This is a genomic window from Flavobacterium sp., from assembly GCF_035760125.1.
GTDB lineage: Bacteria > Bacteroidota > Bacteroidia > Flavobacteriales > Flavobacteriaceae > Flavobacterium.
On the sequence record NZ_DASTTN010000315.1, the window covers coordinates 1 to 11410 of the forward strand.

An 11410-nucleotide genomic window follows, 5' to 3' on the forward strand; every position below is an offset into this window, starting at 1 on the left:
TGATTGCCCAAAGCAATTATAACGACTTAAGGTGGTTATTGCGGCGGGGCTCACCTCTTCCCATCCCGAACAGAGTAGTTAAGCCCGCCTGCGCAGATGGTACTGCAGTTATGTGGGAGAGTATGTCGCTGCCTTTTTTTACAAAACCCTTCATCTAACGATGAAGGGTTTTTTGTTTTACAATAGGTTTAAAAGAGCTGATTTTATAAAAACTAAAATTTTAAAACTATTGCTAATTACCCTGAATAGATACTGAATTATCTCAATAGACAATACATCGTTTTCGTAAGGTTAAAATAGCATCTGCATCGGAAAAGGCAGTTGTGTTTTGAACAAAATTATGATACTACTTTAGCAATAGAAATTATTACTAATTTAAAACGAGAGTATTATGAAAACGATTTTAAAACTTAGTCTGGTAGTATTGGTGGCGATGACCACGATGAGTAGCTATGCAATCGACGGTGATTTTTTGCTTAACGTAAAAAAAGGAACCGGGAAGGAAATTAGTTTTTCGGTGAATGAGATTCAAAAGGCCAATGTAACGATATACGATAAATTCCATAATGTAATCTATTCTGAGACTGCCACCGGCAAAGGGGGGATTTTGAAAACCTACAGCCTAGAGGAGTTCCCTGACGGGGTTTACTTTTTGGAGGTGGAAACCAACCTGAAGAAAGTGACCCACGAGATTGTGGTGACTAGCGTGGAATCCACATTATCTAGAAGATCCGTTGCCGAAGTGTACAAAGGGGATCTGAAAATGAAAAACCAAAATGTGGCCACGGTGGAATTAATTGGGTTATTAAAAAAACAGTGCTTACTTCGAAATTACAAAAAAAAAAAACAGCTCCTTTTGGGGCTGTTTTTTGGTTTATGGGTAATCAATAATAACTAAAAATGCTGTTCTGAAAACGTCCTTGCATGAGGGATGGAAATGGCATCCTTTTGTTTTCCTTTTCTGGAAAACAAAAGATACAATGGACAGCCCGACCCGTAGGGGCATGCCATAATACTTTTATAGCTTTATAGCTTTCTGATTTAAAAAAAAACTACCAAAACTTAATTCGGTGGCAATTTAAAATAAACTAATCAAAATATTTTTATTGTAATTTATTTCAATAAAGGTTCTATAGCTTGAATAGTAGTAGCATGATAAGTCGCTTTTGCTTTGGTATAGATTTGTTTTGCCCAAGCTTTTCCTTCTGGTGTTTTGATCATTTCTTTGTAGAGGGGTAATAGGGAACCTGTTCGGCTATAGGATGTCAAGAATAGTTCAATTGCTGGATAAGCATCTTTGTACTGATGCTGTATTGCTTGGATAAACCATTGGCGTCGGACAACAAAATTTCCACGATTGGTAAAATTAAATTCTTTATCTATTTCCATCATTTCTTCAGTAGTTAAATCATTTGGTAAATAATCAATGAAATGCTGCTTTTCGTTGGTTGATTTTATCTTTTGACTCAATCCTTTAACTCCAGTTTTTCTCCACGTTTTTTGAATATTATCAATAGAATTAAAATCTTCGGAGACAGGTATGGTAATATTACTTGGAATGCCTGGTTTATAGATCCATTGATCAAGTTTTATTTTATCGGCTAATGCTTTGTTGCCGTTGATTAGATTTTCATTGAAATACTCTACGAAATCTTCTGTAGTAATCGATTGGAAAGCATGAGCTTTGAAATAATTAGTTAGGAATTCGTCAAATTTTTTACGACCAACTGCAGCTTCAACGGTTTGTAAAAAAGCATATCCTTTCTCATAAGGAATTTCACTTAGTCCATCGTCTGGATTTCTTCCTGATGTGTCTACTTTTAGTCGGGAATCAGGACTGTCTTTTCCTATCTCATCCAAATTGGTCTTTAATACTTTTCGGCTTAAGACATCTTGCATTTTAGCTTCTTTAACTCCAAAGACTTCCTCCCCAATGCGATGTTCTACATAAGTTGTAAATCCTTCATTGAGCCAAATATCATCCCAAGTAGCATTGGTTACTAAATTACCACTCCAACTATGGCCCAATTCATGAGCCAATAAACTAGTTAACGAACGGTCACCAGCTAAAACTGTTGGTGTAAGGAAAGTAAGATTTGGATTTTCCATACCACCATAAGGAAAGCTTGGCGGTAAAACGATAACATCATAACGCCCCCATTGGTATGGGCCAAAAAGTTTTTCAGCTGCATTTACCATTTTGCCTAAATTTTCAAATTCCCATTTTGCTTTATTAATTACCGTGTGTTCAGCATAGACACCAGTACGATTATCAATTGACTTAAATTCGACATCACCAACGGCAATTGCCATTAAGTAAGAAGGAATGGCTTTTTCTTGTTTAAAAGTATAGATACCTGTTTCGTTTTTTTGTTTTGGATTTACTGCACTCATTACTGCCATCAAATCTTTTGGGACAATAACTTTAGCGTTATAAGTAAAGCGAACTCCTGGTGAATCCTGACACGGGATCCAAGTGCGTGACCAGATGCTTTCTCCTTGTGAAAAAACGAATGGTTTTTTTTTATCAGCTGTTTGTTCGGGTTTTAGCCATTGCAAGGCTATAGATTCTTTTGTAGTGTTGTAATAAATATTGACTTTAGTAGTGTTTGACTCGATTGTTATATGAAGTGGTTTTCCATGAAATTCAATCTCTTTTCCTAATTCAAATTTGGTTTCTTTTTCGTCATCACCCAAAGTAACTTTGGTAATGTTTAAGGTGTTTTCATCAAAGATAATTTCATTTCCTTTAGAGGTGTTTTCAATCAGCCATGAAGCTTTTCCAGAAATAGTTTGAGTGTCAAAATCGACTTTGATATCTAAGTCTAAATGTTTGACAACCGCTTCGGTTGGATTTGAAAAGGAATGAGAATCTTTTACAATTTCATGTTTAGTTGTGTTTTCTTTTTTTTGACATGCCGTAAAAGCAATAATGCTTAGCAGTAGAACTATTTTCTTCATAAGAATTTTATTTGCGACTAAGTTAAAAAGAAAAAACCCGTTCTGAAAATTTCAAAACGGGTTTTTATTAGTGTTAAAATGACTAGCTTATGCAAGCATTGTTACCGGATTTTCGATGTATTGTTTTAATGTTTGTAAAAACTGAGCTCCAGTTGCGCCATCAATAGTACGGTGGTCGCAAGCCAATGAAAGCATCATAGTGTTTCCTACTACAATTTGTCCATTTTTCACAACTGGCTTTTCTACAATAGCGCCTACTGATAAAATAGCAGAGTTTGGCTGGTTGATGATAGAGTTAAATTCAGTGATACCAAACATTCCAAGGTTGGAAACCGTAAAAGTACTGCCTTCCATTTCTGTAGGTAATAATTTTTTGTTTTTTGCTCTACCAGCAAGGTCTCTAACGCTTGCACCAATTTGAGACAGACTCATTGCATCTGTAAATCTTAATACAGGAACTACCAATCCATCTTCAACAGCTACAGCTACACCAATATTTACGTGGTGATTGATTATGATGGCATCTTCTTTCCATTGAGAGTTGATTTTTGGATGCTTTTTCAATGCTAATGCACAGGCTTTGATTACCATATCGTTGAAAGATACTTTAGTGTCCGGAACGGTATTGATAACTGCTCTTGATTGCATTGCTTCGTCCATTGTCACTTCAATTACAAGGTTGTAATGAGGTGCTGTAAACAAAGATTCAGCCAAACGTTTCGCAATGATTTTACGCATTTGCGAATTTTTTATTTCTTCTGTGAAAATTTCACCTGCTGGTACAAAAACTTTTGGAGCTTCTGCTTTTGCAGTTTCTGTAGCTTTTGGTGTTGTTGCACTTGGAGCAGCGGCAGTAGCAGGAGTGAAGTTTTCGATATCGCTTTTTACGATACGACCATTTTCACCTGTTCCTTTCACTTGTGTTAATTGAATTCCTTTGTCACTTGCTATTTTTTTAGCTAATGGTGATGCCAAGATTCTTTTTCCGTCGCTTACTGTTTCAATTACTTCTACAGTATTATCAGATGAAGAAGTTTTAACTTCTTCTGTTGTTACGGCAGCAGTTGGAGCAGTTCCGCCCGCTTTATAGTTTTCTGCAATTCCACTAATATCTGTTCCTGCAGGTCCTATGATAGCCAAAAGACTATCTACTGGAGCTGTGCTACCTTCTTGGATTCCAATGAACAATAAAGTTCCTTCATTGAAAGATTCGAATTCCATTGTAGCTTTATCTGTTTCGATTTCAGCAAGGATATCTCCTTCAACAACTTTGTCACCTACTTTTTTCAACCAAGTCGCTACTGTTCCTTCGGTCATTGTATCACTCAAGCGAGGCATCGTTACTACGATAACTCCTTTAGGTAAATCTGCTGCTGGAGCAGCTGTTGAAGCCTCGGTAGCTTTTGTTTCAGTGGCAACTGGTGCTGATTCTGCTGCAGCAGGCACTGCAGAACCTCCAGCTATCAAAGCTGTAACGTCCTCACCTTCGTTTCCGATGATTGCCAATAAAGAATCTACCGGAGCAGTTTCTCCTTCTGGGATTCCAATATATAAAAGAGTTCCTTCGTTGAAGGATTCAAATTCCATTGTTGCTTTGTCGGTTTCAATTTCAGCTAAGATATCACCTTCGCTTATTTTGTCTCCTACTTTTTTAAGCCAAGCCGCTACCGTTCCTTCTGTCATAGTATCGCTCAAGCGAGGCATTGTTACAATTGTTGCCATAATTGATTTATAATTTATGAGGTGTGAATGGATAGTTTTCTTGGTCGTACACTACGTCGTATAATTGTTGGATTTCTGGGTAAGGAGATTCTTCAGCAAATTGAACGCATTCTTCAACTAAATCTTTTACTCTTTGATCAATTACTTCAATTTCTTCTTGTGTAGCGTATTTTTGATCTAAAATCACATCCAAAACTTGAGTGATTGGATCTATTTTTTTATATTCTTCAACCTCTTCTTTAGAGCGGTACAATTGGGCATCAGACATTGAGTGTCCTCTGTAACGATACGTTTTCATTTCAAGGAAAGTTGGTCCGTCACCACGTCTTGCTCTGTCTATTGCTTCGGTCATTGCTTCAGCAACTTTTACAGGATTCATTCCATCAACTGGTCCGCATGGCATTTCGTATCCTAAGCCTAGTTTCCAAATATCAGTATGGTTTGCTGTTCTTTCAACAGAAGTTCCCATTGCATATCCATTATTTTCTACTATGAAAACTACAGGAAGTTTCCATAGCATTGCCATGTTGAAAGCTTCGTGCAATGAACCTTGACGTGCAGCTCCATCTCCAAAGTAGGTCATAGTAACTCCACCAGTTCCATTGTATTTGTCTCCAAAAGCTAAACCAGCTCCCAATGGAATTTGACCACCTACAATTCCATGACCACCATAAAAACGGTGCTCTTTTGAGAAAATATGCATTGATCCACCCATTCCTTTTGATGTTCCAGTAGCTTTTCCTAAAAGTTCAGCCATTACACGTCTAGGGTCTACACCCATACCAATTGGTTGAACGTGATTTCTATAGGCAGTAATCATTTTGTCTTTTGTCAAATCCATTGCATGTAAAGCACCTGCTAATACTGCTTCTTGACCATTATATAAGTGTAGAAAACCTCTAACTTTTTGTTGAATGTATAATGCCGCAAGTTTGTCTTCAAACTTTCTCCAAAGTAACATGTCTTCATACCACTTTAAATAAACTTCTTTTGTAACTTCTTTCATCTGAAATAATTCTTTTGCTTAAGTGTTATTGTATTATCAATTATGACCTAGTAACGCAAAATAGTTTCCTCACCACAAATTTGCGCCCCGAAGGGATCGGGATGCAAAAATAAGACATTCCTACTAAGAACTAAAATTTAAAAGCTAATTTTTAGTTCTTTTTTAAAGTAATTTGTTATCAAACATGAAAGGGAGTAGGTTTTTTAGGGATGTTGATTGATGAATTGAGCCTGTTTCTCCCATATAATAGATTTCTATAGGGCTGTCTTGTCGAATTTCATATTCTGCGATAGATTGTCTGCAAGCTCCACATGGTGGAACGGGGGTGACTGTTTTATTGTTGTCAGAGGCAGCAGTAATTGCCATTTTTAAAATGTTTGCTTCTGGATAAATGGCTCCTGCGTAAAAAATAGCTACCCGTTCTGCACAAAGTCCAGAAGGATATGCAGCATTTTCCTGGTTGGAGCCAACAATAATTTCCCCATTGTCCAAAAGAATGGCTGCTCCAACCCTGAATTTTGAATAAGGGGCATAAGCAGCTTTTCTAACTTCAATAGCTTTTAACATTAAATTTTGTTCAACTAAAGGTAATTCTTGAATGGTTTCAAAAACATTAATTTTCGAAGTGATTATTATTTCTTTCATTAGTAAAAGCTATTTTTTAATTTAATATTTTGAAAATGTACTTAAATTAAAAACAAAAAAATCCAATTTCAAAAGATTGAAGTTTGGATTTTTGTTTTGTATGAAAAGTATGTTGAAGATTAAAAAGTTTCATATTTCTCTCCAAAATCGAATGTCAAAGAGAATCGTAAAGTGTTTTCAAGTGGGTTTTGTACCTTCGAAGTTGAGAATAAGTAGGAAACATCAATTTTGACAGAACTGTATTTAAAACCTGCTCCAAGTGAGAAAAATTCTCTCGCTCCTTTATCTGGGCTTTCGTGGAAATATCCTGCACGGAATGAAAATGAATCTTGGTATACATATTCTGATCCTAAAGAGTAGGTTGTCTCTTTTAGTTCTTCACTGAATCCACCAGGCGCATCGGTAAATGATTGAAATATACCTGGGAACCAACCAATGGATTGATAGTTGTCACTGTTTTGTTGTATTTCTTCATCAGTAATTACTCCATCACCGTTTAAATCGGAGTTTTGAGGGGTTGGAACCATTAATTTACTAATTTCCAAATTAACGGCAATTTTATTGTATTCGTCCAATATAAAGTCAAATCCACCTCCCAGTTTCATGTTGGCAGGTAGGAAATTAGCATTTAGATCATCGTTATCATAACTCATTTTTGGCCCCATATTCTGAAAATTAAATCCAGCTCTCCATCTACCATTAAAATCGCTATATGCAATTTCTTCGGATTGATAAAAACCGGCTACATCCACTGCAAAACTACTTGAAGAGGAAGCATCATTATTTTCGGTAGCTACTTTTAGGTTTGAATTTATAAAACGACCCGCAACTGCCATTGAAAACTTCTCACTTAATTTTAGGGAATAGGATAGGTCAAATGCAAATTCATTTGGAGATACTGTCATAACTTGACTATCAAAATCTTGTCTAAGTTCAATATCACCTAAACCAAAATAGCGGAAACTGGCAGCAAATGCACTTTTTTCGCTATATTTATTGTAATACGTTAACTGCGCTAATGATATGTCGTTTACTAAATCCGTTAAATAAGGAGTGTAGCTTACCGAAAAACCTTGTTGATCGGTAGCAAATGCATATTTTGAAGGATTCCATTGTTGTGAAAAGCCATCTGTAGATGATGCTACACCATTATCTCCCATACCAGCTGATCTTGCATCTGCTGCTACTAAAAGAAAAGGTACGGCTGTTGTAATCACGCTTTCCTGTGCATGAATGAAATTAAATGTATATAAAAATGCAATAAGTAAAGTCGCTCTTTTCATTATTTAAAATAAAAATTAAATAGGGTAAATATACTATATTATTAAAGAATTACAAGTTTTTCATACTTTTCAATCTTCTTATTAGAGAGGGTTGCTTTTACCGTTAATTTGTAAACATAAACTCCCTTGCCAATTTTATTTCCAAAATCATCGCGAGTATCCCATGTTATTTCTCGAGATAAAAAACCTGAAGTTGTGATGGTTTGATTTTTTGTCCAAACCACTTTCCCTGTTATTGTCAGTACCTGAACCTGTACTTCTAAAGGTTCGTTGGGTTTATTGTGACTAAACCAAAACTCTGTGTAGTTTACACATGGATTAGGATAGTTTAATACGTTTGTAAGTGCAATTGATTCATCTCCAACTACTAGAAATTGCATTTCCATTGTTGTAGCATTATTATACACATCCCAAACTGTAAAAGTAATGGTATGTAAACCAGCTTTTAAATTTCGGAATGGAAAATGCAAATTCCCTTTTGTGAAATTATCCAGCTCAGTTTGATAATAATCATTTAAAATAAAAGGATTACTTACATCTCCATCTAAGACCGCTACAATATCATGACCGATTCCTCCAGCCGTATTGATGCCGCTTTCATCTTCCATATAAGCAATAAATATTGGGGAATCATTGCTTATGCCTCCCGAAACAAAAGTTTCGTCATTCATATATAACTTCACTTTTGGACTATTATTGTCTGCAACTGCATTTTCATTTACACCTCCTACTTTAATTGTAGTGTCGTAACCAGTAACATCTTGAGGTAATTCGTTTTTTTTGGCATAAAAACTTAGTTTTCCGGTGTCTAACGGAATACGAATGTCTTTGGGTACTATAAAGCTATATTCAAATTGACCATTTGTGACGGATGCATTTCCTCTAAAAATAGCCTCCCCTAAGGTTGTAAAATTCATTACAGGACTGTAGCCGTCATTATTTAAAGTGCTCTTTGTTATTTTTTTATCAAATAAAATAGTAGATATGGTACCATTATAATTGGTTAAAGGAAGATTGTTCTCGTCCGTTATTTCTCCGGATATTTTCATTTTGGCTAATGATTTGAAATCTGGGAGTGCTTGATTTACGGGTATATCATTCACTTTGGTCAGTACAACTTTTGGTTTTGGAATAGCTAGGAATATAGCTGGATCGCCAAGATAAAGAACTACGTTTGTTGCGGTATTAGGATTTTCATTTTTAGAAACTCTTAAGGCTTCGGCTATAGAAGTATATTGATTAGAGTCATACGATAAAAGATTTTTTGCAAAAACGTCATTAAAATTTTCTGCGCTAAATTGCCCAATTGAACGAATTGTTGATACTAAAGAAATAGCTCCGCCTTTTGAATTCCAATAAATGTATTCTCCAGCTGTAGGTCTTGTGGGATTGTCAAAACGAGAAAACTCACATGTAATTGTAATAAATAATGGGTATTTGTATTGATTGTTTAGGCTTTGGCTGTCTGCTTTGTCCCAAAGTCTTTCACTAGCCAAACCATCTTCTCCTCCATGTCCCAAATAATTAAAAACTAATGCTCCTTTTTCAAATTCGTTATAAAAATCAGATTTTGCTTTAGGGTATCTTTCCCCTCCAGCAGAAGCTTCTTGTGTGTAAGAATCCAAAAATATTTTCGACACATTCAGAAAAGGTTTTTGAGTAGTAATTTCATCAGCAAGTGTGTTTTGTCTTAATTGTAAAGAAGCGTCAGTAGACTTGTCTGAGTCATCAGAAAGGGTGACATAGTTGTTTCTCCAATTTCCATAGGCCTTTTTATCATAATATTCGATAACTTTATTGACCATCTCATCTGCTTGTGTGTTATTGTTGACTAACATTCTGCCAACAGCGATATCTACTCCACCATAAAATGTAGTAATATTTCCTTCGGAATCATCCATTAGGCAATAAAAATCATCTGATGCAAACGATGCTTCGCCAATGGTATTGCTGGTTAAGGATTCATATATAGGTACAATATTGGTATTGTTGGTTATTCTTTTTTTATAGTCGAATGATGCGTCTCCAAAAAGATTTACATATCGTACCTTTTTATCTGGAGATGAAGCGTTATTGTAAACGTATTTAATACAGTTTCTTATCGCTGCAATGTCTTGTTTTCCCGAAGCAAACTCTTGGTAGATTGATTCAAGAGTAATAACTTTTACATTTAAATTAGAATTTACTCTATGAAAATTGGCTAACTTTTCTGCTTGGGATCTTAAAATTTCGGGGGAAATAATTACATAATCAATATCTTGAAATTGACCTTGATTATTTTTAAAAACCGTTCCTTTTATATTTGAATTGGCTATTTTCGATTTACTTTCTTTTAATGGGGAGTAATAGTCATTTGGGTCAATAGCGATATATTCTCTAAGTTCTCCAAGGTTAGCTTTGAATGAAAATGCATTTTGGTTGTTGTTTTCTATTTTTGATACATTATAAATATCGGTTACATCCCAAATTTGAGAAATAGCAGCAGCATTTGAAAAATCATACGATATGACTCCAAGACTTGAATTGGCTAAGTCGTATTGAAAATGAAATTGTTTTCCGAATCCCAGTAATTTGCTTTTTGCTTTTAATTGAATGTAGTCTAGGAAGCCTTTAGATCCTGGAACTCCATTGTTGTTGTATGATAATTTGATTTTTATACTTAAACTGCCAGTAAATGTGGTATTGCTTGGGAGTGCGCTATTGAAATATTGTATGTCTGAATTGGTGTTTAATGCAGAAAATGAAACATTGCCAATATCAAGTCCATTGGTTGTAATTTTAAACGAAGTAGGTGTGTAGGCTGCAGATGCTAATGAGGTATTTAATTTAACGGGTATTGATGAGTCAATATTTGGAAAATCAAATACAAATTCTTGATCTTGACTAATTTCAAATGATTCACCAACCCATTGTCGGCCAACTTGAGCAATATTTGTTAAATCGACTTCATGAAATTGATAATCGTCATACGTTGAAACATTTAAAGTGCTTGCGGTTGTAGGCTGTGGCATATTTAATATCCTCTTTCCGTTGTCTCCTTCTACCGTGATGTAATAATAGGATTTTGAATCGTATAAATTTAGATTGGTTTGACTTTCGGTGTTCCAATTGTAAATTCCCTCGCCATAGAACAATATGTAATCATCATTATTGAAAACACCATCGCTTTCACCTTGAATTTGGATTGCATTTTCGGTTAAATCTGTCGGATAGAAAGTGTCATTTGTTAAAGGTAACATTTTACCACCATTACCATATATCTTAATTCTTTTTGGGTCAATTCCATTTAAATTCATTCCTAGTTCCTGTAAAAATTTCAAGGAAATTTTATAGACTCCTGATTTTTCAATATAAAATCGATACCAGTCCCCTGAAGCTAGGACGGAATTAGTGATACTCGTTTTGTTTTTGACCGCAATAGTTTTTCTCGAAGATCCGTTGTTTATGGTATATGATAAGGATTTGATTTTTTTGTAGCCAGATGACTCTTTGATTATTGGGGATATTTTGAGGAAGTTTTGAATAGTATTTCTTGATTTTGTTGTATAAAGAGTGGTTCTTATAGAGGAAGGAATAGCGGAAGTGTTCAAATTTCCTAGGGTGGATGCTGATATTGATTCATAAACTACATTAGAAAGTTGAATGCTTTTTTCGTCTAATTCTGTGGCAGTTTTTAAGTTTAAATTGTAATAAATAGATTGATGGTATCCGTCATAAAAATAACTGTTCCCTTTGAAAATAGGTGTTTGAAGCTTGGTGTTTGGAACCGTAGTGTTGTTTTCTATCCAATCAA

The 11410-nt window shown here is 35.2% G+C and carries 7 protein-coding genes and 1 rRNA gene; 2 read left to right on the forward strand and 6 right to left on the reverse strand.

All coding sequences use genetic code 11. The annotated features are described in order from the left end of the window. The first annotated feature begins 27 nt into the window (after positions 1-27). Positions 28-137: ribosomal RNA gene (rrf, locus tag VFS71_RS11315) — 5S ribosomal RNA — on the forward strand. Positions 138-391: 254 nt separating this feature from the next. Continuing rightward, the gene (locus tag VFS71_RS11320; RefSeq protein ID WP_326401353.1) at positions 392-898 is read left to right on the forward strand and encodes a secretion protein; all 507 of its coding nucleotides are present in this window, start codon (positions 392-394) and stop codon (positions 896-898) included. Between the two features lie 215 nt (positions 899-1113). On the opposite strand, the gene VFS71_RS11325 is transcribed toward VFS71_RS11320, so the two are convergent. The 6 genes from VFS71_RS11325 to porU all read right to left on the reverse strand — a co-directional run. Then, on the reverse strand, positions 1114-2961 hold the full coding sequence (locus VFS71_RS11325) for a hydrolase/aminopeptidase (RefSeq protein WP_326401355.1): 1848 nt from the start codon (positions 2959-2961) through the stop codon (positions 1114-1116). An 87-nt stretch (positions 2962-3048) separates the two neighbouring features. Next, on the reverse strand, positions 3049-4683 hold the full coding sequence (locus VFS71_RS11330) for a pyruvate dehydrogenase complex dihydrolipoamide acetyltransferase (protein ID WP_326401357.1): 1635 nt from the start codon (positions 4681-4683) through the stop codon (positions 3049-3051). Between the two features lie 7 nt (positions 4684-4690). After that, a complete protein-coding gene (pdhA, locus tag VFS71_RS11335) occupies positions 4691-5689 on the reverse strand; it encodes a pyruvate dehydrogenase (acetyl-transferring) E1 component subunit alpha (RefSeq protein WP_111411594.1) in 999 nt (332 codons plus the stop codon). Positions 5690-5851: 162 nt separating this feature from the next. Further along, positions 5852-6334, reverse strand: a complete 483-nt coding sequence (cdd, locus tag VFS71_RS11340; RefSeq protein WP_326401359.1) for a cytidine deaminase — start codon at positions 6332-6334, stop codon at positions 5852-5854. 119 nt (positions 6335-6453) lie between these two features. Next, positions 6454-7617: a type IX secretion system outer membrane channel protein PorV gene (porV, locus tag VFS71_RS11345; protein WP_326401361.1), complete on the reverse strand. Its 1164-nt coding sequence runs from the start codon at positions 7615-7617 to the stop codon at positions 6454-6456. A gap of 41 nt (positions 7618-7658) precedes the next feature. Continuing rightward, positions 7659-11410: type IX secretion system sortase PorU (gene porU, locus VFS71_RS11350; protein WP_326401363.1), on the reverse strand; the 3752-nt coding region annotated here is incomplete at its 5' end.